Below are 26642 nucleotides of genomic sequence, written 5' to 3'. Positions count from 1 at the left end.
AGATACCTTTATATGTTTTTTGAATTTCGGAACATTTCAAGCTATTGATATATTTTTATACATATTAATAGATAGCTTTTAGAAAGGAGCGACTATTTATCGATTCGTTAGCGATCAATAGTCATCGTTTAATTCAAAAGTTATTATTTTCATTCTCGATATATTTGCTTTCTAAAAATTAGTTTAATCTTTGTGCTTGAGCTAACCTGCCCTTTAATTGAATAACATCTGATATCTATTTTTTAACATAAAATTCCATTACCCTTCTGTTTTTTATTTAAAAACCACAATATTTTAGAAAACAAACATTTGTTAAGATATCAATAAAAAAACAAGTTGAAGTCTATTACTAAAAGAACCATCCCAAAATACTTCGGGACGGCTCTTTTTCTTTTTTAATGATTCTTTAACATCACTAACAGCTTTTCTTGACTATACATCCACACTGTAATGATTAAACAAGCAAGTGCGACTTCTGATAATGCCATAAATCCAATTGCATAATGACCTGTTAGTTGGAATAATAATGTTAAAATTAGCGGCGGGAAGAACCCTCCTAGTCCGCCTAAAGCTGAAACGAGTCCATTTACAATACCAGCTTGTTCTGAGAAGTACATTGGAACGAGTTTGAAGATTGTACCATTACCGATACCTGCACAAAATGCGACTAGTAAGCAACCAAAAGTATATACGTTCATACTAGGCATGAATGATAAAATAATACCTGAAAGTGTTAAACCGATAAATACGAAGATTAATATTTTAAATGGGTTAAATTTATCACCAAGCCAACCGCCAATTGGCCGCATAATTGTTGCAAGTACAATGAATCCTGCTGTCCGCATACCTGCATCCACTTTTTCTAATCCGAAGTGAGATACTAAAAAGTTTGGTAAGTATACAGTAAATGCGACGAAAGATCCAAATGTTAAAAAGTAAAAGATACATAAAAACCAAAGTTTTTCATTTTTATATACACCTTTTATTTGTTCCATTAATGGTGTATTCACCTTTTTCTCCTTACGATCGCCTAATAAAAAGTTCATAAGTGCAAATGCTGCGAGTAAAACTAAATAACACTGTACTGTCGTTCTCCAGCCAACTGAAGTTGCGATAACTGGTGCTAAGAACGAAGTAATTGCTGTTCCTGCGTTACCGACACCGTATATACCATTTACAAAACCGTGACTCTCTTTCGGAAAGTATTTCGGTAAAGAAGTTACGCCTACAGAGAATACAGCACCACCGATTCCGACAAATAAACCACCAATAATTAAATCCATCATTGAATTGGCAACACTAATATAAAAGACAGGAAATAATAATAGAATAAAACTAATAAAGAATAATTTTCTTGCTCCGAAACGATTTGTCCAATAACCAATTGGAATGCGAAGAACAGAACCTAATATAACCGGTACTGCTGTTACCATAGAAATTTGTCCCGCAGTTAATGGAATATCCGCTTTAATATAAGGCATTAATGATGATAAAATGACCCATACCATAAACCCGATAACTAGATTAGAAGTTTGTAAACTTAATTGAAAATTAGGACTTTTCATCCTGTTCCCTCCTATGTATGCATAGTTATATTCATTCCCTCCAGCCTAATCACGTCCTAACATGATTAGGCTGAAAAGAATCAACCACCACTCACTGGCGGAATCATTGCTATAACATCGCCAGTTTGAATGATGTCATCCTCATTTGCATACTCTTCATTTATAGCAACCATAATCTCACTTGAAATCGCTACGTCGTATTTCTTAATGAGCACTTCCTTAAGTTTAGCAACCGTAATATTTTCACAATCTATGTGTAATGCTGACTTACTTACTTCTTCTTGTAAATGTGCAAATAATAGTACTTCAATCATATTCTCATCCCCTTTCCAGGCTCATCATTCTCATATGCTACCTTTTCTAACTGATCACCTATCCATGATTCACCATCTTCCCAAAATTCTTTCTTCCAAATGGGAACGATTTGTTTTATACGCTCCATAATATATTCGTTCGCCTCATAGGCTGCTTTCCGGTGTGGTGTAGAAACAGAGACGACAACAGCAAGATCACAAATTTGTAATGTACCAATGCGATGTGTAATGGCGACAAATGTCCCAGGCCACCTCTCTCCTACTTCAGTACCAATTTTCTCAAGCTGTTTTTCTGCCATTGTTTTATATGCTACATACTCTAAATATAGCGTACGACGGCCTTTCGTAAATTCTCTAACAGTACCAATGAAAGTAGTAACTGCGCCGCACTCACGACAAATTACTTTGTTTGTAACTTCCTCAATTGAAATAGGTGTATCAATCACTTCATAATACGTATGTGTCATCTTGCACCTCTTATCTTCATATAAGTTAGCAATCTATTTTTCTATCATTTGTACGACCGAAGTGGTTCTTCCCATGGCCACTCACTTCCAGCGTTTGATTCTAATAACAGTACCGAAACAGTTATTCCTGCTTCAAATCCCCTTGTTCCTCCCGGCAGGACAATAAATGCGTTCGCCTCTGCAAGTGAAGAAATTGCACTAGATTTATCTAAACCAACTGGTGTCGCTTGCAATTTTCCATTTACAATTTCCACTTTTCCTCTTACAAAACGAGTGAATGGGTTTGCTTTTGGAAAGTCTTTTTGTAAAATCGCCTCTGCACGAAATACATGCGAATCTTTTCTATGCAAGTATGTTCGAATAACTGGCCGAACAAATAATTCACAACCGACATAACAAGCAGAAGGATTACCAGATAAACCAAATAGTAGTTTTCCTTCTACCTCAGCTACAGTTGTCACACTTCCTGGTCGCATCGCTATTTTGCTAAAAAGTACATTTGCTTGTAATCTCTCATAAATAGCAGGTAAATAGTCATAATCTCCTACCGAAACGCCACCAGTTGTAATTAAAATATCGACTTCTTTTATCGCTTTTTTTACAGTGTTATAACACGTCTCAATATCGTCAGCGAACTGTCCATAATACTGTACAACTCCGCCAGCTCGTTCAATTTGAGCAGCAATCATATAGGAGTTACTATTTCGAATCTTCCCTGGCTTTAAGTGTTCATGTACTTCAAGCAGTTCGCTTCCTGTCGTTACAATTCCAATAACCGGCTGTTTTATAACGTGTACAGAACTATAACCAAACGTAGCAAGAAGTGCTGCTACTCCAGGATTAATAACAGTACCTTTTTTCACAAGGACGGTATTTTGTTTTACATCTTCTCCTTTAAAAGAAATGTTATCCCCAGCAGTAAAGGAGCGTTTCAATTTCATATAAGTCTTTTCATTTTCTTCAAACCCTTCCGTTAGCTCCAACATAACAACCGCACTACACCCTTTCGGAATTGCTGCTCCTGTCATAATACGGACAGCTTGAAACTCTTTCACTTCTTCTGTAAAAACAAAACCTGCTCCAATTTCGCCAATTACTTCAAACTGAATGGGGTTACTACTACTCGCTTCTTTTGTATCTTCCGCTCGAATCGCAAACCCATCGTACGGAGAGCGATTAAAATGCGGAACATCATGATCTGCAATAACATCTTCTCCAAGTGTTCTACCGTAGCTTTCTATAAGAGAAACCTTTTCTATTTCACCTTGGTAGGCATATTCCATTACACGCGCAACTGCTTCTGCCACTGGAATTGGTATACGTTTTTCTAACATTCTTTTTTCACCTCTTTTCAATAAGGTGACGCTCACTTTCTGTTCACCCTATATATGTTGCGTATAATCGTTTTGCTATTTTCACATCATTTGTCCCATGAATAAATGCCCTACCGTCTATAAATAAAACGAAACGATATTCATCAATTAAAAATGATAGTAAGTAAGGTGTTTTTTTGACATGTACACTCTTTTGTAATCGTTTTTGAATTTCGGTTAAATTAAGATTTCTCTTTATTCCTGAACGGATTTGAACTGTATTCCGTCCGCATAACACTTCCGTTTTCATTTGTGCTTCAAATGTTAAACTTGGATACGTTCGTAATTTCCCACAAGATGGACATGTACTTTTTTTCTGTCTATTTACTTTTAATGAGAGATATTGATTGTTCCAAATATCAAATGATAACATCGTCCCTCTTAACGACTCATAATCATCCACTAATATTTTCATCGCCTCTGTTATTTGGTGAGCAACGACCATTTGTACAGCTGGCTGAATGATTCCAGCTGTATCGCATGTTGCACCGCTCATAGGATGATCCATCAGACAGCGAAAACATGGTGTTTTCCCAGGGAGAATTGTATACGTTACACCGTAACTTCCAACGCATCCACCGTATATCCAAGGTATATTTTCTTTTTGTGAAATGTCATTTATAAGTAGGCGCGTATCGAAATTGTCAGTCGCATCTATGATGAGATCCACTTCTTTTGTTAACTCTTCTATTTCTCGCATTGTGACATCTGTTACAACCGGTACAATTTCCACTTCCGAATTAATCTTTCTTACATGTTCTGCTGCTGCAATTGCTTTTGGTTTGCATTGCTTTGCATCTTCTTCTGTATATAACTGTTGCCGCTGTAAATTACTCCATTCGACGTAGTCACGATCGGCAATTGTCAATTTCCCAATTCCCATCCTAGCAAATGCTTCTGCATTCGCAGCTCCTAGTGCACCCGCACCCATTAAAAGTACATGCTTTTCTCTTATTTTTCTTTGACCCATTTCACCTATTCTAGAAAACAATACTTGCCTTGAATATCGCTCTTGCACAGGAAATCCTCCTCTCGCTATCCGCCAATGTAAGACATTTCAACTTTTTGACGTTTATTTGTACTATCCGCCGTTCTTTCATCTGAATATCGATCTGTTCTATATCGCCACGTATGTTGTAAAATTTTTAATAGTGATGCATCAGAAATATTTTCTCGAAGAAGCGTTCGCAAATCCGTTCCTTTCGTTCCAAATAGACACGTAAAAAACTTACCGTCTGCCGAAATACGAGCTCTCGTACAAGAAGAACAAAATGACTCTGATACTGAAGTAATAAATCCAACTTCTGCATCGCTCCCTACATATCGATACAATTTCGCAACTTCTCCAAAATAACGAGGTGTAACAGGTTCAACCGGATATACGCGATTAATCTTCTCTATTAATTGTTCCTTCGTAATCACTTGTTCAAAATTCCATCCGTTCGTACTGCCTACATCCATAAACTCAATGAAACGGAGCTGAATTTCTTTTTCTTTAAAATAACGAGCCATATGAAGAATTTGACTATCATTCATTCCTTTTTTTACGACCATATTTACCTTTACCTCTAATCCAGCAGCCTTTGCTGCTGCTATTCCTTTCAGTACAGGTTTTGTACTTACATTTCTTCCGTTAATTTTTTTGAAGACGTGATCCTCTATCGCATCTAAACTAATATTTACACGCTTTAATCCCGCGTCTTTTAACGCCTTAGCTTGTTTCGCTAAATGAATTCCGTTTGTTGTGAGCCCAATGTCTTTTAAGCCTTCTAGTTTTGTAAGCCTTGCGATTAACTGAGGTAAATCTTTACGCAATAACGGTTCACCGCCAGTCAGCCTAATTTTATTGACTCCCATACTTATAAATAATCTTGCTAATCTTTCTATTTCATCGAACGTTAATAAAAACTCTTCCTGCAAAAAAGCATAATCAGGTCCGAACACTTCAGCAGGCATACAGTATGTGCACCTAAAATTACAACGATCAATAACTGAAATACGTAAATCTTGAAGTGGCCGTTCTAATGAATCTTTCATTTTTTCGTGCATCTATATCCCTTCTTTTCTGCTGCAATCCTTAGTAAGCTTTCAATTTTTTATTTGCCTTTATTATAAAAAATAAGTTGCAAATTCAATGTGACTTTTCTCACATCACTTTCCCCATTCAAAAATTCTTCACAAATCTGTTCGCATTTTGTTCACATCTTCAGTCTCTCCTCCTTACGGTCATTGAAATTTTACTATATTTTTAAAATAGCTCTTGCATTTTCAACATATTTACACTCAAAATAGGAAATGTATTGCTTATAAGAAGAAAGGTGATTGCTGTGACAAACAGTATGAAATTATCTCAAGATTTAAAGGAATTACTTGCATCTGTTGAATATAAAATGCAGATAAAAAAAGGCAGTTTTATTTTTCAAGAAGGTATGGAGGCAACCGAACTCTATATTATCCACTCAGGAAAAGTACAAATTAGTAAACTTAGTGCTGACGGACAAGAATTAACACTTCGAATTTGTTCGGAATATGACATTATTGGAGAATTAACGTTGTTCACGGATAATGCAAAATATTTATTAAACTCAAAATGTCTTGAAGATGTTGAAGTAGGTGTAATAAAGCGTGAAGCGTTAGAAAAAGCATTACTCCAAAAACCCGCTCTTGTATTTGAATTTATGAAATGGATTAGTGAACATTTAAGAAGAATGCAAACGAAGTTCCGAGATTTAGTGTTACACGGCAAAAAAGGTGCCTTATATTCTACTCTCATTCGAATGACAAATAGTTACGGTGTATTAAAAGAAAATGGTATTCTCATCGATTTACCGTTAACGAATCAAGAACTAGCTAATTTCTGTGCAACTTCACGTGAAAGCGTAAATCGAATGTTAAATGAATTAAAAAAGCAAGGTACAATTTCAATTCATAAAGGAAAGATTACAATCCACGATTTACAATTTTTAAAATGTGAAATTGCTTGTGAAGATTGCTCTGCTTCTGTTTGTAGTATTGATTAGCATCTTATTTAGATGCTAATCTTTTTTCAATTTAAACTACTTATTAACGGTTATTCCCTATGTAAACAAAAACGAGGCCTTCCATATTAGACCTCGTTTCGTTTTAACCATTAGCTCCTATCCGTTTACAGCAGTATTATTTTTTCAACTCATTAGGAATACGTCTTCTGTAAATTACATAACTACGGCTTACATATTTAATTGGGGCACTAAATACATGTACTAGTCTTGTAAATGGCCACACTGCGAATAAACCCATCCCTGCAAGAATATGAATTTTAAACCATACTGGTACTTCCGTCATATATTCAACTTTCGGTTGGAAAATAAAGAGACTTCGGAACCAAGGGCCAATTGTTGTACGATAATCAAATCCTTTTGAATCGATATTTAAAAATGTTGCAGAAAGTCCTGCTAACATTACGATAAGTAATAAAATAAGCGCAATATAATCTCCCTTTGTGCTCGTTGCAATGATACGTTTTACAGTTACGCGGCGGTACGTTAATATAATTAAACCGATAATAGAAGCAACACCTGCCGGAAGCCCGAAACTAATTGCCATTATGTGATACGTATGCTCAGAAATACCTATCGAACGGTATACAGCTTCTGGAATTAATATCCCCATAACATGACCGCCAATTACGAACATAATCCCAAAGTGGAATAATAGACTTCCGATTCGGAGCATTTTCTTTTCTAATAGTTCACTAGATTTTGATGTCCATCCAAATTGATCATAGTTGTATCTGAAAATATGTCCACCGATAAAGATTGCAAAAATGATATAGGGAAACAACACCCATAGAAATTGATCCATCATTTTGACAACTCTCCTTTCTAATTTGCCTGTACACCCCATGCTTCGATAGCGAGTAGAACAGCCGCAAGAATTGGTTCATACATACTGTCTGCTTCTTTTAATTGAGCGTGTAACGCTTGTATATTCTCCGTGTATTTGCTCATAATTGGTCCACTGTCTCTCTCATTTGCATTTGCAAAGAACTCAAGCAAGAGTGGTAAATAATCAGGTAGTTCTTTATCTGTTACTTCAAAACCAGATTTTTTATAATGCTGTTTTAACTCTAGTAATTCAATCCCTCTTTCTCTTTGTTCACCAGTGTTCATATACGTTAAATACATATTCGTCTTTTTACCAAAATCAAATGTATATACGTAACCATCAATGAGTTGATCGTTCGTTTTATTTAGCGCTTGTTTTATAAATGCTGTAAGTGAAGCTTTAACATCGTCCTGTTCAATCGCTTCCATCTCTTCTTGTAATTCAGCTAAAGCTTCTCTCCACCCGATTTCTGGGTAGGAGAGAAGAAATGAAGAACATGAAAAAGCAGTTTGTAAACTTTGTTTCATATTTTTCCGCCCCCATTATTTAAGAAATTGTCATACAAGAGCCTGGACCACCTGCAAATGATAAACCACAGCTTCCTTGTTCGTTATATAAATCTGCAACTTGTTCACGGTGAGATGTCGGGATAACAAAACGATCTTTATATTTTGCGATAGCAAGAAGACGATACATATCTTCTACATCCTGTTTCGTTAAGCCAAGTTCTTTTAATACAGCTTCATTTGGTACTTTATTAATTTGAAGTGCTCTCATATGCGTTCGCATAACAGCCATTTTCTTCAATGTAAGACGAATATGTGATTCATCCCCTGCAGTGAGTAAATTCGCTAAATATTGAATTGGAATACGCATATTATCAATAGCAGGGAAAATCTCTTCTGCTTGCCAGTTACTACCTTTTCCTTCCACCATATTCATAATTGGGCTAAGCGGCGGGATATACCAAACCATTGGCATTGTACGGTACTCTGGATGAAGAGGCAGAGCAATTTTCCAATCGATAATCATTTTATAAATTGGCGATTGTTGCGCCGCTTTAATCCATTCTTCAGGAATTCCTTGTTTTTTCGCTTCAGCTGCTACTTCAGGATCATTTGGATCTAGGAAAACAGTAAGCTGAGATTCATATAAATCTTTTTCGTCTTCAACAGAAGCTGCTTCTTTTACTTTGTCAGCGTCATATAGCATTACCCCAATATACCTGATACGTCCCACACATGTTTCTGAACAAATTGTTGGCATACCAGCCTCAATACGTGGGAAACACATTGTACATTTTTCAGCTTTATTCGTTTGCCAGTTAAAATACACTTTTTTATATGGACAAGATGATACGCAGAACCTCCAAGCACGACATGCATTTTGATCTACAAGAACAATGCCGTCTTCTTCACGTTTATACATCGCACCAGATGGACAAGATGATACGCAAGACGGATTCATACAATGTTCACATATGCGTGGTAAATACATCATAAAGACGTTTTCAAAATCTGTTTTAATTTCTTCTTCCATTTTCTTTACGTTCGGATCTTGTAATCCTGTTATATGTCCACCAGCTAAATCATCTTCCCAGTTCGGACCCCATTCAATTTTGTCGATAAATTCGCCTGTAATTGCTGATTTCGGACGAGTAACTGGTTGATGCTTACGCTGCGGGCTATTTGTTAATGTTTCATAATCATAATTCCAAGGTTCAAAGTAATCATCAATTGTTGGTTGATCTGGATTGTGGAAAATGTTCATAAGACGTTTCATTTTCGAACCAGATTTCAGCTGAATTTCACCATTTTTCAATTCCCAGCCGCCTTTATATTTCTCCTGATCTTCCCATTGTTTCGGATAACCAATTCCGGGCTTCGTTTCTACGTTATTGAAGTACATATATTCCGCACCTGGACGATTTGTCCAGGTGTTTTTGCACGTTACGCTACAAGTATGACAGCCGATGCATTTATCTAGGTTCATTACCATTCCGACTTGCGCTTTAATCTTCAAGCCAATCTACCTCCTTCAGTTTACGGATTACAACATTTAAATCACGCTGGTTCCCAGTCGGACCATAATAGTTAAATCCATAGCTTAATTGGCCATATCCACCAATCATATGTGTTGGTTTAACATGAATACGGGTTGGACTATTATGCGTTCCCCCACGGGTGCTTGTTAATTTCGTACCAGGCACGTTAATGTGGCGATCTTGCGCATGGTGCATAAATGCCATTCCCCTCGGTATACGGTGCGTTACAACAGCACGCGCTACGACAACACCGTTACGGTTAAAGCACTCGATCCAATCATTATCAGCAACGCCAGCTTCTGCAGCGTTCTCTTTATTCATCCAAACAGTTGGACCACCTCTAAACAGCGTTAACATCGGTAATGAATCGAAATACATACTATGAATCGACCACTTATTATGCGGTGTTAAATAGTTTAGTGTAATCTCTTTCCCTTCTACTTCAGGGCGTGACTTACGGAACGGTTTATGTTGCAGAATTGGTTTAAATGTTGCCATCGTTTCACCAAATTCTTTCATCATGTCATGATCTAAATAGAAAGATTGTCGTCCAGTGATTGTTCTCCAAGGGATGAGACGTTCCACATTTGTTGTAAACGGTGAGTAACGACGTCCACCTTTTTCTGAACCTGTAAAAGCCGGAGAAGTAATTACTGTTTTTGGCTGCGCTGTAATTTGTTCAAATGTGAAGCACTCTTCTTCACGTTCTTCTGCTAAATCACGTAGTTTTAAATTTGTTTGTTTTTCAAGTGCTTCCCATGCCTTTACAGCCATATGACCGTTTGTTGTAGAAGAAAGCGTTAATACCGCTTCAGCAGCATTGATTGCTTCTTTTATGTCTGGGCAACCTTTCGCAATAGTATCCGTTCGAACAACTCCTAATTTGCTCTTTAATTGCTCATACTCTTTTTCTGCTGACCAAGAGATCCCTTTCGTACCAATCGGTTGTTTTCCGGCATTTGGTCCAAGTGCTGTCATTTTGTCATAAATCGTTTTATAATCCCTTTCAACAACATGAATTTGTGGCATCGTTTTACCCGGGATTGGTTCACATTCACCTTTACTCCAATCTTTAATCTTGCCAAGTGGTTGCGCTAATTCTTGCGGTGTATCATGAAGAAGTGGTGTTGCAACAACTTCTTTCATTGGCTCAAGATCTATTTTCTTCGCTAAATCTGACACAGCTTTAGAAAGTGAAGTGAAAATATCCCAGTCAGAGCGTGCTTCCCACGGTGAACCGATTGCTGGATTAAATGGATGCACAAATGGATGCATATCTGTACTACTTAAATCATGTTTTTCGTACCAAGTTGAAGCAGGTAAGACGATATCAGAATAAAGCGCTGTTCCAGCCATACGGAAATCTAAATTAATGAGTAAATCAAGCTTCCCTTCTGGCGCTTCTTCATGCCACTTAATTTCTTCTGGTCGTAATGAATCACTGTCGTCATTCATTAACCCGTTTGTTGTACCTAATAAATGTTTTAAGAAATATTCATGTCCTTTACCAGAACTCGAAATTAAATTCGCACGCCATACGAATAAGTTGCGCGGGAAGTTGTTTTTATTATCAGGATCTTCAATTGCGAATTTCAGTGCTTTTTCTTTCAGTTTTTGCGCAACGTATTTTCCGATTTCTTCTTGCGTTGTTGCACCAGCAGCAGCTTCTTTATATAATTCAATTCCATTTTTCTCGAATGTCGGATACGAAGGTAACCAGCCAAGTCGTGCCGCTAATACGTTGTAATCACCGTGATGTTGATAACGGGAGTTCCCTTCCACTGGTGATGCTAAATGTCCAACTGGTGTATCTTCATAGCGCCATTGATCTGTTACGAAATAGAAGAAAGATGTACCGTTTTGTAATTTCGGTGGCCCTTGCCAATCTTTCGCCATCGCGATTGTTTGCCATCCTTCTGCAGGTCGTAATTTTTCTTGACCAACATAATGCGCCCACCCCCCGCCGTTTACACCTTGTGCCCCAACGAGAAGAACAAGATTTAAAACTGCGCGATAAATCGTATCAGAGTTAAACCAATGGTTAATACCAGCTCCAACAATAATCATCGAGCGACCATTTGTATCAGCGGCATTTTGTGCGAACTCACGAGCGATTTGAATAATTAGTTCTCGTTTCACTCCTGTCATTTTCTCTTGCCATGCAGGTGTAAACGGTACATCATCATTGAAGTCTTTCGGCTCTTGTCCGCCAAACCCTCGGTTCACCCCGTAATTTGCTAACGTTAAGTCGTATACAGTTGTAACGAACACTTCGCCTTCTTCTGTCATAACCTTTTTCACTGGAATTGTACGTTCTAATACTTTGTTTCCATCATCAGAGAAGTACGGAATTTGTACCGTTCCAATCGTTTCTTCCATTCCAAGTAAAGAAAGACGTGGATCAATCTTTTCACCTGTTTCTTCATCTTCTAAACGCAAGTTCCATTTCTTTTCGTTATCCCAACGTGAGCCCATTGTGCCTTGAGGTGTTGCAAAATCATTCGTGTTCTCGTTCCAAAGAACAGGTTTCCATTCTCCTAACTTCGTTTCGCGTCCAATATCAGCAGCGTTTAAGAAACGATCAGCAACGAATTGATCTCCTTTTTGTTTCAATGTGACAAAGAAAGGAAAATCAGTATATTGCTTCGCATACTTTGTGAAATATTCCACTTGATTATCTACGTAAAATTCTTGTAAGATCACATGCCCCATTGCCATCGCAAGTGCACCATCTGTACCTTGTTTCACACTAATCCAATCATCCGCAAACTTTGTTGACTCAGCGAAATCAGGACTTACTGAAACTACCTTCGTTCCTTTATATCGAACCTCCGCTAAAAAGTGTGCATCTGGTGTTCTCGTCATCGGTACATTTGAACCCCATGTCATAATGTAACCAGAGTTATACCAGTCACTACTTTCTGGTACATCTGTTTGATCACCCCAAATTTGCGGAGAAGCTGGTGGTAAATCTGCGTACCAATCATAAAAACTAAGCATCGGTCCACCCATAAGTTGCATAAAGCGACTACCAGCTGCATGACTTAACATCGACATAGCTGGAATTGGTGAGAAACCAACATTTCGGTCTGGACCGTATTTCATTACTGTATACAGTAATGAAGCTGAAACGAGTTGTAACACTTCATCCCAATTCGCACGAATGAATCCTCCTTTACCACGTGCCTGCTTATACTTTCGTGCTTTTTCAGGGTTTTCCACAATGCTTTTCCAAGCATCTAATGGTGACTCGTTATTTTGTAGTTCCTCTTGCCACATACTCCAAAGAACACCACGTACATACGGATATTTCACACGAAGTGGACTATAAATGTACCAAGAAAAACTTGCTCCACGTGGGCATCCTCGCGGTTCAAAATCTGGCATATCAGGACCTGTCGTTGGATAGTTAAGCTCCTGCCCTTCCCACGTCACAATTCCATCTTTCACATATATATTCCAGCTACATGAACCAGTACAGTTCACGCCGTGTGTAGAACGAATTACTTTATCATGCTGCCAACGCTTTCTGTACACATTTTCCCATTCACGATCTTCATATGTTTCTTGTGTATGATTATCGTTATAACGATCTATTGGTGAAAAATATTTTAAACGTCTCATTAGTGCTGAAGTTTTTTTCTTCATACTGTTCACTCCTTTAATACGTCTCTCTTACATACCCTTACTATAAGAGAGGTTGTAAAATACAGATGTGACATTTCGCACAGTTCAAGAGATTGTCAAAAATTCAGTAGAAAATAAGTTTGTGAGAAAACCTTTTGTTCCGTTGTGAAGGTTATGGTTAATCGTGATTATTAGGAGAATAGTATTTTGAGGTATCGACTATTTTGCAAAAGAAAAAGAATTTTGATATTATTTCAAAAATGCCATAAAGAAAAGAATATAAATTGTATGTAAGGAATTTTTTCTTCAATGTCATTTTTAATATCAAGTCTCATTTTACATAAAACTACAAATCATTATTTACTGTATTGCCCTTAGTTACGGAAACAATTATACTAGATATAATCAAAATAAATAATCTGAATATTCTCAGAATTAAAGGTGGAAGTTTTACTATCTATATATAGAATTAGAAATATGTCAACTAAATGGATTAGAAAACGATAATAACATTAGGAGGATTACGATGCCCCAGCTTGATTCATTACATCCCACTGTAGAAAAAATAATCAATAATATTGAAAAAATAATGGTCGGAAAACGAAAAGAAACAATCTTAGCTTTGACAGCTCTCTTAGCTGAAGGTCATGTGCTATTAGAAGATGTTCCTGGTGTCGGGAAAACAATGCTAGTACGTGCTCTTTCTAAATCCATTGATGCTGATTATAAGCGAATTCAATTTACACCTGATTTACTGCCGTCAGATGTAACAGGAGTTTCTATTTATAATCCGAAAGAGCTCCAATTTGAGTTCAAGCCTGGACCAATTATGGGGAATTTTGTACTTGCTGATGAAATTAATCGTACATCTCCAAAGACACAATCTGCTTTACTTGAATGTATGGAAGAAGGCAATATTACAATAGATGGTATTACAAGACCTTTACCAAAGCCGTTCTTTGTCATGGCTACACAAAATCCGGTCGAATATGAAGGAACATATTCTCTACCAGAAGCTCAGCTCGATCGTTTCTTATTGAAACTAAAAATGGGATATCCTACACCAGAGGAAGAATTTGAAATTTTAAACCGGATGGAAAAAACAAATCCACTCTCTCAATTACAGACCATTACTACAATACAAGAATTACTTTATTTACAACAAAGCGTACGGGTAGTAAGTATGGACAAAGCAATTAAGCATTACATTGTAAAGCTTGTTAATCAGACTCGTACGTACAGTTCTATACAGTTAGGTGCAAGTCCACGTGGTTCGATTGCTTTAATGAAAGCTTCACAAGCTTATGCATTTATCCATGGCAGGAATTATGTTATTTCAGACGATGTTAAACTTTTAGCCCCTTACGTTTTAGCACATAGACTCATTCTAAAAATGGAAGCAAAATTTGAAGGAATAACTGGCAAACAAGTTATCGCAAAAATCGTTGCACGAACTACCGTGCCTACTCAAAGGACGATGAACCCTTGATGAAACGAATGCTGCGAGCGCTATATCACGTTATGAAGTTATTGCTACTCCCTTTATGCCTAGTCTTAACATTTGTGTACGCTATGTTTCAAGGAGGGTTTGTAAGTTGGTTTTTATTTTACAGCATAATTCCCATTGCTCTTTATTCGCTACTACTCCCCTTCTACGCTTTACGGGACGCTGAAGTAAAGCGAATAACAAACCAAAATGGATATGTAGTAGGAGAACAATTTGTAAGCACGATTACAATAAAAAGAAAATTTCCTTTTCCCTTACTTTATTTAGTTATAGAAGATGCACTGCCACCACAATTTATAAGTTGTAAACAAATAAAGATGAATAAGGTAGTACTCTTCCCAGGATTGAAACGAAATATTTCGTTTCAATATGTTATTGACACAATCCCTAGAGGCGAGCACACTTTTTCAAGCGTTCGTGTCAAAACTGGCGATTTATTCGGCATGATGGAGAAAGAAGTAACTTTTTTAGTTCCAGATACATTTTTAGTCTATCCCCAGTATGTAGATATAGCGTATCGACAATTGGAAAATCATTTCGAACAAGGAGCGCTTTCAGCAAATATAAATTCAGCAAAAGACTCTACAATCTCGGTCGGTGTCAGAGACTATAAACCTGGCGATCGCTTTTCATGGATCGATTGGAAAGCAACTGCACGAACAAACAATATTATGACAAAAGAGTTTGAACAACAGCGCAGCCATAATATTATGATATTCATAGACAGAACCGAGTCTCCTCTATTCGAATCAGTCGTCACATTTACTGCCTCTATCGTAAGGGCTGTCTTGAAACAAAATTCACCAGCATCATTCGTGTCTATCGGAAAAGAACAAACCATTTTCCCTTTAGACAATGGAGATACGCAGTTACAACAAATCCTTTGTCATTTAGCAAAAGTACAAGCAGACAGTGTATTTCCGCTCTCCCAGAGTGTAGACATGGAACTAAGAAAAATTTATGAACCCGTCACGGTTATACTCGTGACCAGTAATCTTTCTCCCGATATTCAAAAGGCGGCTGATTGTGCTGCTATAAGAAATAGAAAATGTATGGTTTTTGTCGTGAAAGAAAAAGCGAATCAACTTTCACACCGAGAACTCAGTATACTAGAAACTCTAAAAAAACGACAAATATTTGTAAACACGGTTTATGAAAACCGGTATACAAACGTGTTTTTTGAGGTGAGCAAATGATGATATTACAAGCAAAATACAAGTGGGATACGAACAGATTCTTCATGCATGCATGTGTATTTCTTCTTTTACTAGAATGGCTAAGACCTCTTATAGGTATTACAAATGTAGGTAGATTAGATATTTTCGTAACATTTATAGGAATTTGCTTCGCTCTCTCTTTTTTTCAAACGAGGTGGCAGATTCCTATAAAAATTGTCACAGTCTTATTTATCATTCATTCCCTATATTATAAAAATGCTTTTATAAATCCATCTTGGCTAACAACATTCTTTTCTGATATGTTTCGAAATTCCTCCCTGTTTTTCCAAGGGAATTTACTAGATATTTCTCCAGTTTTTCCGACGGTTTTATTTTTTCTCTCATTTTGGTTTTTGAGTTCTTTCACTTCATTTTGGATTATTCATAAAAAACGTGGGTTTCTATTCCTTGTATTGACTATTATTTATATCGCAACTTTTCATAACTTACATTTATACAATGCAAACTACGCTATTATTCGTACTGTTGTCATCGGCTTTTTTATGCTTAGTCTTCTTCAAGTAGAACGAATAAAAGAACGTGAACACTTACAAAATTATGCTAGAGAAATCTCAAAATTACTTAGACCACTTACAATATTTATCGTATTATTAGCAACCATTGCATACTTTGCTCCAAAATTTGGCCCTCAATGGCCAAACACAATGGATTTTTTAAAATTCAACACATCTGAAGCAAGTAAAGAACAAAAAGTTTCTACAATTGGGTATGGTTTAGATGACTCGCGATTAGGCGGTCCTTTTAAGACGTATCCTACAATTGTTTTCACAGCACGAACGCAAAACAAACAATATTGGAGAGTAGAAACAAAAGATTTTTATACAGGAAAAGGCTGGGAAATTTCTGAAAATCCGAAAAAGATTTCTTTTAAAAATAAAAACGACGTCGTAAGCTGGTACGAACAAAATACAAAAACGAAAACGACTGAGGCAACAATTACCATGCAAAAAAGTTACCCTCACCTTACCTATCCAGCAGGATTAGTATCAGTTGAGGCTGCTTCTGATGTATCATACAGTGTTGACCCGTTTTCAGAAAAAATTTATACAATGAATGGAGACTCTTCTACTACTTTACATTCGTATAAAGTAACATATGAGATCCCTGAGTTTTCCATAGAAAACTTGAAAGCTGTAAAAACAAATGAAGGTCAAGAAACAAATCCTTATTTTATGACAAAGTACACACAACTTCCCAAGTCATTACCACAGCGCGTAAAAGACTTGGCTGTCAATCTTACAAATGATAAAGACAACCGATATGATAAAGTATTAGCTATTGAAAATTACTTTACAGACAACTCTTTTACATACGAATCAACAAATGTCTTATTCCCTGCCAAAAGCCAAGATTATGTAGATCAATTCCTTTTCGATACAAAAAGCGGCTACTGTAATAATTTTTCGACGTCTATGATTGTACTACTTCGTTCTGCCGGGATTCCTGCTCGCTGGGTAAAAGGCTATACAGAAGGAACTCTTAACAATACACTTGCCTCTGCAGAAGGTGAGGATGTTTATACAATCACGAACGATAACGCACACTCTTGGGTCGAAGTATATTTCCCAGGATACGGATGGATTCCATTCGAACCAACAAAAGGATTTACTAATCCCTATAATTTTATAAATAATACGCCTGCTCCTATTTCACAAAATAGCGAAGCAAATAATTCTAATAACACGCAAATACAACAACGAAATAATGAAGCAAAACTTAAAAGTTTAATAGAAAATACAGAAGAAGCTTCTACTAAAAAGGTTACAAATTCTCAAACTAGTTTTTCTTGGTGGTACGTATTCCTCTCTACGATACTAATTAGTATTATGGGATACATTCTCTTCACCACTAGAATGATATGGAGGACATTTCTTATTATTCATTTCTATAAATACCGAAAAAATGATGCTGTTTATCAAAAAGCTTACGGTGCACTTTTAAAACAATTTGCGAGAATTGGCATACCACGGAGTGAAAGTCAAACATTCCGAGAATACGCTCTCCATATCGATACACTTTACAACTCGGCCGATATGCAACAACTTACTGCCAGTTATGAGAACGCTATGTATAAACAGAGGCAGACTGCAGAAGAATGGAAGAAATCTGTACACTTATGGGAAGTGCTTATGAAAAAAGCAGCTTCTCTACCTAAATCAGATGACTTTGATACAGTTATTTAATCTTGAAAATGTGAGTTTAAAGAAAACGTCTCAAAGAACTACATTGTTCTTTGAGACGTTTTTTAATAAAGTGAAACTCCTAATTATTCTCCAAGTACCTTCTCAATCTCAACCTCTAAATCTACCGGCTTCGTCTGCGGCGCAAAACGCCCTACTACTTTCCCGTCTTTTCCAATTAGAAACTTCGTAAAATTCCATTTCACTGCTTTCATACCGAGTAAACCTGGTGCTTGTTCTGTCATGTAGGTATATAAAGGATGAGCCTTATCACCTTTCACATCAACCTTTGCAAACATCGGGAAGTTTACACCGTAGTTTAACTCACAAAAACTAGTAATATCTGCTTCTGTACCTGGCTCTTGTCCTCCAAATTGGTTACAAGGGAAACCGAGTATTTCTAGTCCTTGGTCCTTATATTTATCATACACCTCTTGTAATCCTTTATATTGAGGTGTGAAACCACATTTACTAGCTACATTTACAATAAGAAGTGCTTTTCCTTCATAATCTCTTAACGACTTTTCTTCACCTGTAATTGTTTTAGCTGAAAAATCATAAACTGTCATTGTCTTTGCCCCTCTCTTCACTATCATTCTATGTTTATACTATACTACATTCGTGAATATACAGCTCTTATTACGTACTTACACGCTGAAATGATAGCGCTTTATTTTTGTTCGAAAATTCGACAAAAAATACTAGACTTTTATTTTGGAAAGTTTTACAATTGAAATGTGAACAAAATGTGACAGTTTATATTCCATTATAAAAGAAAAGGATGGTGTCCATTATGAAAACTGCACAACATGAAACGATTTCAAATCGCGAGTTTTATTTCGTACTATATATGATGTTATTGTATGTTACTGGCTGGGTAATCGATGTAAATGGTTTATTCTTAAGCTCCTACTTTAATTTAGCAGGAGAGATTATGCTTCCATTAGTAGGCGGGATTGTTGGACTGTTCATTATGTCTATTAATAAACAACAAACGAAATAATAATATTACAAAAAGGCAGAAGACGAGCTTTCGTTTTCTGCCTTTTTTCTATTTTAGCGTATAATAGAAACATGCAGTATATAAGGAGTGGTAAATATGAAAAAAGTAGAGCAATTATCTTCTCACCTATATCTTATTGATGGTTTCGATTTACAGCATAATGAACGAACAGGTACGTACGTTTTATTAGGTGACGATATTACTTTAATTGAAACTTGTGCAGCCCCTTCTCTTCCGTATATTTTAGACGGCTTACAACAATTACCTATTGATTTAAACGATGTTAAAAACATTATCGTTACACATGTGCATTTAGATCACGCTGGCGCAGCTGGTTTAATGATGGAAAAATGCCCAAATGCTACGTTATATGTGCATTCTCGTGGTGCTCGTCATATGATTGATCCAACAAAACTTATTTTAGGTGCAAAAGCTGTTTACAAAGAAGATTTCGATAAACTCTTTGATCCAATTCTTCCAATTGGAGAAGAACGTGTTCATATTGTACAACATGGTGATACGTTAAAAATTGCAAAAGACCGCACCCTTACATTTTACGATACACCAGGACATGCGAAGCACCATATTAGCATTCACGATTCATTAACAAACGGGATTTTTACTGGCGATACAATTGGAATTTATTATAGAGAACTCGCAGACGTTGATGTAGAGTTATATCTACCATCAACGTCCCCTTCACAATTCCAACCAGATGCGATGATTGCTTCTAAAAATCACATTCAAAGCATGAATGTAGATACTATTTATTTCGGTCATTACGGCGCATCCTCTCATGTTACAGAAGTATACAATCAATTGGAACATTGGTTACCTATTTTCATTCAGACTGGTAAGGAAGTCTTTGAACAGTATAATGATTTCGATGAAGCAACTAAAGCTTTACAAACTGTGTTAATGGATAAAATCTCTTCTCATCTTACAACGTTAAACGTTCCAGCTGATCATTCCGTTTATAATATTTTACATTTAGATATAGAAATTAGCGCAATGGGCATTATTGATTATTTCACGAAGCAAGAAAAAGCAAACTCCACTATTAACTAACAGTAAAAGAAGAGATATACAACAGTAGTTATTGTATATCTCTTCTTTTTTTGAATATATTTTGAGTAAAGGATGGTGGAATATAATGCAAAAAGTAATGCTATACCTCTGCTTCACATTATTTATCGTCTTATTATTATTTGTAGGAGTAAAAATTCAATTTTATTTAGATACAGACACGCAAGTGAACTTTAACGTTTATCCAAGATTATTCTACTTTACACTCTTCCCTCTTATAGTTGGCATTTTATTACGATTCCTTCAATCTATTAATCGCGAAACGAGTAAACAAAACTGGAGCTTTCAACCGGATAAATTTATTGCTATTACAGTGCCTATACTATTCATTTCCTTTTCCCCAGCACTACTCTTTTCACCACTTGCAGAATACCTACCTTATTTAGTTAATATTATTCTAATAAATACAACTTTTGTTACGATTATTAGTTTAATAGCTGGTTATTCCCTTTTAGATTGTTTTATACAAAAGGATCATGCAGCGATGAAAAAATATAATTGAATGCTTTATTTTCTTTCAATAAAAAAAGCTCGAAGCTAAAGCTTTGAGCTTTTTTACTTATCTCACCTTTTCATTTACATACTCCATAAACTGCTCCGCTTTAATAAACCTTTCTTTGTACGCTTCAGGTACTTCTTCTACTGTTATCCCCCCACTCGATTTCGTTTTTACTAATACGGTTTGATATGACATTAATGCTTCCATATATTGTTCATACTCTTCAGGAGTTAATACTTCTTTACTAGATTTATGGCCATTTAATTTATCAAAATACGGCTGAAGCTCCATCTCTATTCTTTTCATTTCTTCTTTTTTAGCTGATGATAATTGATCGTAATCAATATTACCGTTTGAATCTCCGTACGCAAGCTTTGCATCTGTTAATTTTTTTAATTCTTTTGTAAACTCTTCATATTCCTTCGCACCCATTTCATCTTTCGCTTCTAATAATTTTGCACTAAAACGCATGTACGCCTCTAATGTCATCGCTCCAGCATGTTTTTTTAAATTCTCAAAAGAACCGTATATACCATCCGCCATAATAGATTGATATGCAAAACCGGTCGTAGGGATTAAAAGTGCTGCTGCAAGCACTCCGGCGATTAGGCGTCTCTTCACCTTACTTCCCCCGCGATTCATTTTGATTTGAACAATTATTTTTTCTTTTAACTCCGGCGGGGCAACAATTCCCTTCGCTTCTTCTCGTATAGATTCTCTAACTCTACAATCTAAACTCATTTCACATTCCCTACCTCTCCTAAAAAAATTTCTTCTACTTGCTCTTTTTGACGTAGTTTCTTTAATGCCGCATGAATTCTAGATTTCACTGTACCAATTGGAATATGTAATATTTGTGCTACTTCTTCTTGTGAATAATCATGTAAGTATCTTAAGATAATAACTTGTTTCAATTTATACGGTAATTTATGAATGAGTTCGATTAGTTTTTGGTTTGATATTTTACTTACAACATCGTTAGAAAAATCAATTTGCACTGGCTTTCTTTGCTCTTCTGCTTTTTTTATAATTCGTAGTCGCATCCACCTCTTTCTTCTATAAGAATGAATTTGTTTAATCGCAAGCCCAATTAGCCAAGGACGAAATGGCTTCTCCCTATCATATTTACGAAGCGATTCATATAGCTGTATGTATACTTCTTGAACGACATCATCTACATCCGTTTTATCTTCAATTAAAAAATGTGCTGTTTTATATACTTCTTGAATCGTTACATCATACAATTCGCTATACGCTTCTTTATTGCCTGATAAAGTTAATTGAATTAAATGTGCGTAATCTATTTCACCCTTCATATTCCAGCCCTCCTTTGTCTTACACTATATATTGGCAGGTAATTCATATTTCGTTCGATTTTTTAAAAGTTTTTTTATATAAATTAATATTATGATTCATTGAGTTCATAAGCTTCACTTATAATCAAACATAACTATTATATAATTTTCCAATTTCTAATGAACATTTAAAATGATTTATATAGTCAAATTTAGGAGGATATATGATGAAAGCTATCGTTGTAACGTCGTTCGGTGGTCCTAAAGTGATGAAATATACAGATGTGGATGTGCCGACTATTTCAGAAGACCAAGTTTTAATTCGCGTTGTTGCTACTAGTGTAAATTTCGCCGATATTAAATCCCGTTATGGTAAAAAAGGAAATAAAGCACTACCTTTTATACCAGGGATAGATGTCGCTGGTGTTGTAGAACGAGTCGGTTCTCATGTGAAAAATATTTATCCTGGACAGCGAGTCATCGCTTTTCCTCAAAATGGATCTTACGCAGAATACGTTGTCGCAAACGAAAATCTTACTTTTTCTTTACCTCATGAAGTCGATTTTCAAACTGCAGCTGCTTGTCCAATTGTATCTTTTACAAGCTATAATTTACTCGCTAATGTTGCAAGGCTTCAACAAGGTGAATCTGTACTCATTCATGCGGCTGCTGGCGGAATTGGCACTACTGCTATTCAACTTGCTAAACTATTAGAGGCTGGAACAGTTATAGGCATTGTCGGAAGTGAAGCAAAAAAAGAAATTGCTTTAGATGCTGGAGCTGATTATGTTATTTGTCATCAAGCTGAAGATTTTGTAGAGAAAGTCAATGAACTGACAAATGGTGAAGGGGTTGATGTAATTTTAGACTCTATTTCTGGAACGGTTTCTGAAAGAAGTTTAAACTGCCTTGCTTATTACGGTCGCCTCGTTCATTTCGGTAATGCTAGCGGTGAAATTGGTAACTTTCAAACGAAAGATTTACATGCAAGTTGCCGCTCTATACTCGGTTTTAGCTTTGGAACCACACGAAAAAAGCGTCCTGAACTGCTCCAAGAAACTGCAAATGAAGTTTTCCGTTATTTGCGTGACGGACGTTTACAAATTAAGGCTACGAAATCTTTTCCACTTCAAAATGCAGGGAAAGCACATGAATGGGTCGAAAGTAGAAAAAGTACAGGGAAAGTAATACTAACTGTTTAGTCCTCTTCCTGAAATGAATACTGGAAACAGAGGTGGCATTCATGGGATCACGAATTATGCATGTTATTATCGCTAGTGGTATTGCTGAGAAACTATCAATTCACGATAAGACTTCTTTCTTACTTGGAGCTGTAGCCCCTGATGCTGTTCATTCAAAAAAAGAAAAAGGAACCTCACATTTTTATGCCGGTACAACGAAGAACTATACGAGAAGAATAGATTATGATTCATTTTTTCATAAATATGAATCACATATAGATTCCCCATTTATTTTAGGCTATTATACCCACCTCATTGCCGATGATAATTGGCTAAGTGGATTTTTTCTACCTTGGCTAAAAAATAGAATAGAGAATGACGAAACTATCGCACCCCTGTACTATAACGATTTTAAATTGTTAAATGCAAAGTTGCTTCATCATTACGATCAAGAACAACAGCTTTTCTCTCTTCTCAATCAAGAGGCTCACATTGTGGATATTGAAGAGGTTTCTAAAGAAAACGTTTTAGAATTTCGAAAGTATCTTTTTGAAGATATGTTATATCCAAAGCAACATTTGCATGAAGACTTACAAGTATTTACGTTTGACCAAATCGTTGGCTATATTGAGACAGCTATTGAAAAAGGAGTATTTTTTATTAAACAACTCTCTAATGAAAAATCCACTTCAAAAATTTAATCCCCCTCAAATATATTTGAGGGGGATTTTCACATAGCAATATTATTATTGGTTCTTCTCCATAACCGCAAAATAATTCCCTTCACTATCAGCAAAGTTAAACACTTTACCAGAAGGCATAGTTACCATTTCTCCAACAGTAACATTTTTATTTGTTAAATCTGTATATAATTGATCAAGATTTTCTGAGAAGAACATTAGGGACGGTGTACCAAGATTCAATTCTGGGCTCATTTTAGAAATAACTTCTTTATTATGTAATATAATGCTCGTTTCTGCACCGCTTTTCGGAGCGATTTCAATCCATCTCATTCCTTGCTTATTATCTTCCTCTGCAACTACATGAAACCCTACCTTTTCCGTCCAAAAATTTACTGCCTCATCTTGATTATTTACATATAACATAATTTGTCCTACTTTATGGATCATTACATTTCCCCCTAATGGTTTTTATATTCTATGTAGCTTTCTACAAATACTATCGTTATTCCTTTTGAGTTGGTATGTACTTCTTTGCAAAATTTATCGACTGACTCATCCCATCCAGTTCATCAAAATAATCATTTCTTTCAATCATGTTATATCCGTCGAATCCAATTTTATCTAATACTTTGAAGAATATATCGAAATCTACTTCACCATTCCCTGCTGCGACTTCTATATACTTAGTTGAACGATCACTTTTCACTTCTTTACAATCTTTAATATGAGTTTGTACTATATAATCTTTTAATAGTAATAAACCTTCTCCCGGATTTTCATTTACATCACTTATTAAATTTGCTGGGTCAAAGTTAACAGCTAGTCCTTTCGAGTTTGCAGTTTCTAAAAATCGTTTTAATACTATTGCTTTTTCAGATCCCGTCTCAATGGCGAAGAATCCTCCAAATCTGAACGCTAAGTCCCCTATTTCATTACAAACACGTAGCATTTTATCATAGTACTCACTATTTTCATCCTCAGGGATTTTCCCAATATGGGCTGTTACTATGTTAGCTCCTAACCTTAACCCTTTATCAGTAATATATTTAAAACTCTCTATTACACATTCAGCTTCAGTTCCTATTATTCCATTTTCTCCGAAGCTAATTGCTAATGACGGGACTTGAATCTCATTAAAAGATAAGTTTTCTTTTAATGTATTCCATTGTATCTTTGAGATGTTAGCTAAGTTGAAAGTCGGATTCATAGCATATAATTGAATATATTCTAAATCCCATTCCCTTGCTTTTTGTATTCCTTCGTTTACTTCAATATATTTCGTATTCAAAAACATTCCTAATTTCCTATCCATATATGTACCTTCTTTTTATTATTTCGCATCATTTTAATATTCGACTTTTTTATATTATTTCCTCGTATAAACCAAATAAATAAACTACCCTTTTTTCGATACTCCCAGTAGAAGCATATATATGATAGGCACATTAAAAACACTAATACAATTCCCATTATCACTTGTTTACAAACAAAAAAGACGTAACTACAAATAGTTACGCCTTCTCCATCATTTATCTAGGCTTTTTCTTCCCAGTAAATGCTGGTTTCTTTTTCTTTGGTGCTTTCGGTTTCGTTTCTACGAATGATCCCTTGAACATTTCTTGCTTCGTAAATACAATGCCTAGTTTTTTCGCAAATTGCAGTAATTTACGCTCTTCTTGTGGTGTTACAAGAGACACGACAGTTCCTTCTTTACCCATACGTCCAGTACGTCCTGAGCGGTGAATATATTGGTCTACTGTGTCTGGTAATTCTAAGTGAATTACATGTGTTAAATCGTCAATGTCGATACCACGTGCTGCAATATCAGTAGCAAGTAGAATTTCTACTTTCCCTCCGCGGAAAGCACGCATTGTCGCTTCACGCTCTTGTTTACTTGCTTCTGCATGAAGAGCTGCTGCTTTCATTTTACGGAATTTCAATTTCTCAGTAATTTCATCTAAACGGAATGGGTCGTTTAAGAACGCAACTGCTTTTACATCGCCCATATGCATAATTCTTCTTACGTAATCATTTTTTTCGCGTCGCTCACAAATGATATACGTATGCTCAACTAAGCTTTTTGATTCTGCACGTGTTACACGTACTAATTGTGGTTCCACTGCTAAATCACGTGCCGCATCTTCTGCCGCTTTTGTCATTGTCGCCGAGAAGAATACTAATTGACGATCGCGCATCGTTGATTTAATTACATCTTGCACTGCGCCCATCATTTTTTGCTTTACAATTTGATCAAACTCATCAAATACAATTGTTTTTACTTCATGCATTTTTAGCTTTTTCATACGAATTAATTCTAAAATACGGCCTGGTGAACCGACAATTACTCTTGGGTGTTTCTTTAATTTTTCAACTTGGCGCTTAATATCTGCACCACCAATTAAAGATGCACCTGAAATTTCAGTTCCTGCTGTAAACTTTTGAACCTCTTCATGAATTTGCATTACAAGTTCACGTGTTGGCGCTAAAACAACAACTTGTGGCTGTTTTACTTCAGGATTAATTTTATGTAAAAGGGGTAATAAGTACGCTAATGTTTTTCCTGTTCCAGTTGGAGATTCAGCTATAACGTCTTGTCCTTCTAAAATAGTTGGAATCGCTTGTTTTTGAATTTCAGTTAACTCTTTAAAACCAGCCTTCTCCCAAGCTTGTTGTAAAAATGGTTGCATATCTTTTATCATTTGTTTTTCTCCTT

The 26642-nt window shown here is 36.0% G+C and carries 25 protein-coding genes; 9 read left to right on the top strand and 16 right to left on the bottom strand.

What is annotated here, in order from left to right; all coding sequences use genetic code 11:
• Window positions 1-395: 395 nt before the first annotated feature.
• The 6 genes from narK to moaA form a co-directional block, all read right to left on the bottom strand.
• Window positions 396-1565, bottom strand: a complete 1170-nt coding sequence (gene narK, locus BAQ53_RS10085) for a nitrate transporter NarK (protein WP_000841864.1) — start codon at window positions 1563-1565, stop codon at window positions 396-398.
• Window positions 1566-1645: 80 nt separating this feature from the next.
• Window positions 1646-1879, bottom strand: a complete 234-nt coding sequence (gene moaD / locus BAQ53_RS10080) for a molybdopterin converting factor subunit 1 (RefSeq protein ID WP_000573686.1) — start codon at window positions 1877-1879, stop codon at window positions 1646-1648.
• Window positions 1876-2346 (bottom strand): molybdenum cofactor biosynthesis protein MoaE, encoded by a 471-nt coding sequence (locus BAQ53_RS10075; RefSeq protein ID WP_000149953.1) that lies wholly within the window; start codon window positions 2344-2346, stop codon window positions 1876-1878. Before BAQ53_RS10075 ends, moaD begins: the two co-directional genes overlap by 4 nt.
• Before the next feature lie 44 nt (window positions 2347-2390).
• Complete coding sequence (locus tag BAQ53_RS10070; protein ID WP_208906827.1) at window positions 2391-3680, bottom strand: molybdopterin molybdotransferase MoeA; 1290 nt, start codon at window positions 3678-3680, stop codon at window positions 2391-2393.
• A 43-nt stretch (window positions 3681-3723) separates the two neighbouring features.
• Complete coding sequence (locus BAQ53_RS10065; RefSeq protein ID WP_208906826.1) at window positions 3724-4737, bottom strand: molybdopterin-synthase adenylyltransferase MoeB; 1014 nt, start codon at window positions 4735-4737, stop codon at window positions 3724-3726.
• 17 nt (window positions 4738-4754) lie between these two features.
• Entirely contained in the window at window positions 4755-5768 is a 1014-nt protein-coding gene (moaA, locus tag BAQ53_RS10060; protein ID WP_000544617.1) for a GTP 3',8-cyclase MoaA, read from the bottom strand.
• Window positions 5769-6046: 278 nt separating this feature from the next.
• Between moaA and BAQ53_RS10055 the strand changes: the two genes are divergently transcribed.
• Window positions 6047-6739, top strand: coding sequence for a Crp/Fnr family transcriptional regulator (locus BAQ53_RS10055; RefSeq protein ID WP_000185188.1), 693 nt, complete (start codon window positions 6047-6049; stop codon window positions 6737-6739).
• A 136-nt stretch (window positions 6740-6875) separates the two neighbouring features.
• On the opposite strand, the gene narI is transcribed toward BAQ53_RS10055, so the two are convergent.
• The 4 genes from narI to BAQ53_RS10035 are packed head-to-tail and all read right to left on the bottom strand — an operon-like array spanning window position 6876 to window position 13278.
• Window positions 6876-7565, bottom strand: coding sequence for a respiratory nitrate reductase subunit gamma (gene narI / locus BAQ53_RS10050; protein WP_196478586.1), 690 nt, complete (start codon window positions 7563-7565; stop codon window positions 6876-6878).
• A gap of 17 nt (window positions 7566-7582) precedes the next feature.
• On the bottom strand, window positions 7583-8113 hold the full coding sequence (gene narJ / locus BAQ53_RS10045; RefSeq protein WP_196478587.1) for a nitrate reductase molybdenum cofactor assembly chaperone: 531 nt from the start codon (window positions 8111-8113) through the stop codon (window positions 7583-7585).
• Window positions 8114-8132: 19 nt separating this feature from the next.
• Window positions 8133-9608, bottom strand: a complete 1476-nt coding sequence (narH, locus tag BAQ53_RS10040) for a nitrate reductase subunit beta (protein ID WP_208906825.1) — start codon at window positions 9606-9608, stop codon at window positions 8133-8135.
• Window positions 9598-13278 (bottom strand): nitrate reductase subunit alpha, encoded by a 3681-nt coding sequence (locus BAQ53_RS10035; protein ID WP_208906824.1) that lies wholly within the window; start codon window positions 13276-13278, stop codon window positions 9598-9600. Before BAQ53_RS10035 ends, narH begins: the two co-directional genes overlap by 11 nt.
• Before the next feature lie 505 nt (window positions 13279-13783).
• Here BAQ53_RS10035 and BAQ53_RS10030 point away from each other — a divergent pair.
• Genes BAQ53_RS10030 through BAQ53_RS10020 form a run of 3 tightly spaced genes read left to right on the top strand, consistent with a single transcriptional unit; the run spans window position 13784 to window position 18185 of the window.
• A complete protein-coding gene (locus tag BAQ53_RS10030; RefSeq protein WP_001135813.1) occupies window positions 13784-14746 on the top strand; it encodes an AAA family ATPase in 963 nt (320 codons plus the stop codon).
• The gene (locus tag BAQ53_RS10025) at window positions 14746-15960 is read left to right on the top strand and encodes a DUF58 domain-containing protein (protein WP_000827539.1); all 1215 of its coding nucleotides are present in this window, start codon (window positions 14746-14748) and stop codon (window positions 15958-15960) included. The genes BAQ53_RS10030 and BAQ53_RS10025 overlap by 1 nt, the downstream gene beginning before the upstream one ends.
• Window positions 15957-18185, top strand: a complete 2229-nt coding sequence (locus tag BAQ53_RS10020) for a transglutaminase TgpA family protein (protein ID WP_208906823.1) — start codon at window positions 15957-15959, stop codon at window positions 18183-18185. Before BAQ53_RS10025 ends, BAQ53_RS10020 begins: the two co-directional genes overlap by 4 nt.
• Before the next feature lie 83 nt (window positions 18186-18268).
• On the opposite strand, the gene bsaA is transcribed toward BAQ53_RS10020, so the two are convergent.
• Entirely contained in the window at window positions 18269-18751 is a 483-nt protein-coding gene (gene bsaA, locus BAQ53_RS10015) for a glutathione peroxidase (protein ID WP_000219442.1), read from the bottom strand.
• 224 nt (window positions 18752-18975) lie between these two features.
• Between bsaA and BAQ53_RS10010 the strand changes: the two genes are divergently transcribed.
• The 3 genes from BAQ53_RS10010 to BAQ53_RS10000 all read left to right on the top strand — a co-directional run bounded on the left by BAQ53_RS10010 (window position 18976) and on the right by BAQ53_RS10000 (window position 20773).
• The gene (locus BAQ53_RS10010; protein WP_000844984.1) at window positions 18976-19185 is read left to right on the top strand and encodes a DUF3925 domain-containing protein; all 210 of its coding nucleotides are present in this window, start codon (window positions 18976-18978) and stop codon (window positions 19183-19185) included.
• A 96-nt stretch (window positions 19186-19281) separates the two neighbouring features.
• Window positions 19282-20253, top strand: a complete 972-nt coding sequence (locus BAQ53_RS10005; RefSeq protein ID WP_208906822.1) for an MBL fold metallo-hydrolase — start codon at window positions 19282-19284, stop codon at window positions 20251-20253.
• A gap of 85 nt (window positions 20254-20338) precedes the next feature.
• Window positions 20339-20773, top strand: coding sequence for a hypothetical protein (locus tag BAQ53_RS10000; protein WP_001174541.1), 435 nt, complete (start codon window positions 20339-20341; stop codon window positions 20771-20773).
• A 57-nt stretch (window positions 20774-20830) separates the two neighbouring features.
• On the opposite strand, the gene BAQ53_RS09995 is transcribed toward BAQ53_RS10000, so the two are convergent.
• A complete protein-coding gene (locus BAQ53_RS09995; protein ID WP_000050698.1) occupies window positions 20831-21511 on the bottom strand; it encodes a DUF3600 domain-containing protein in 681 nt (226 codons plus the stop codon).
• Window positions 21508-22086: a sigma-70 family RNA polymerase sigma factor gene (locus tag BAQ53_RS09990; protein WP_000675553.1), complete on the bottom strand. Its 579-nt coding sequence runs from the start codon at window positions 22084-22086 to the stop codon at window positions 21508-21510. The genes BAQ53_RS09995 and BAQ53_RS09990 overlap by 4 nt, the downstream gene beginning before the upstream one ends.
• A gap of 206 nt (window positions 22087-22292) precedes the next feature.
• On the opposite strand from BAQ53_RS09990, the gene BAQ53_RS09985 reads away from it, so the two are divergent.
• A complete protein-coding gene (locus BAQ53_RS09985) occupies window positions 22293-23267 on the top strand; it encodes a quinone oxidoreductase family protein (RefSeq protein ID WP_208906821.1) in 975 nt (324 codons plus the stop codon).
• A 41-nt stretch (window positions 23268-23308) separates the two neighbouring features.
• Entirely contained in the window at window positions 23309-23947 is a 639-nt protein-coding gene (locus BAQ53_RS09980; RefSeq protein WP_000535631.1) for a zinc dependent phospholipase C family protein, read from the top strand.
• A 45-nt stretch (window positions 23948-23992) separates the two neighbouring features.
• Here BAQ53_RS09980 and BAQ53_RS09975 read toward each other — a convergent pair whose 3' ends face one another.
• From BAQ53_RS09975 to BAQ53_RS09965, 3 genes are all read right to left on the bottom strand, one after another.
• A complete protein-coding gene (locus tag BAQ53_RS09975; protein WP_000581467.1) occupies window positions 23993-24376 on the bottom strand; it encodes a VOC family protein in 384 nt (127 codons plus the stop codon).
• A gap of 55 nt (window positions 24377-24431) precedes the next feature.
• Window positions 24432-25241 carry a sugar phosphate isomerase/epimerase family protein gene (locus tag BAQ53_RS09970; protein ID WP_000375222.1) on the bottom strand — a complete coding sequence of 270 codons (810 nt, stop codon included), beginning with the start codon at window positions 25239-25241 and terminating at the stop codon, window positions 24432-24434.
• Between the two features lie 217 nt (window positions 25242-25458).
• Window positions 25459-26628, bottom strand: a complete 1170-nt coding sequence (locus BAQ53_RS09965; RefSeq protein WP_000588614.1) for a DEAD/DEAH box helicase — start codon at window positions 26626-26628, stop codon at window positions 25459-25461.
• Between the last annotated feature and the right edge of the window lie 14 nt (window positions 26629-26642).

This window comes from Bacillus sp. B25(2016b) (assembly GCF_001679765.1).
Classification (GTDB): Bacteria; Bacillota; Bacilli; order Bacillales; family Bacillaceae_G; genus Bacillus_A; species Bacillus_A thuringiensis_K.
The sequence above is the reverse complement of the archived record's forward strand: the minus strand, read 5'-3'. Positions and strand labels throughout refer to the sequence as shown.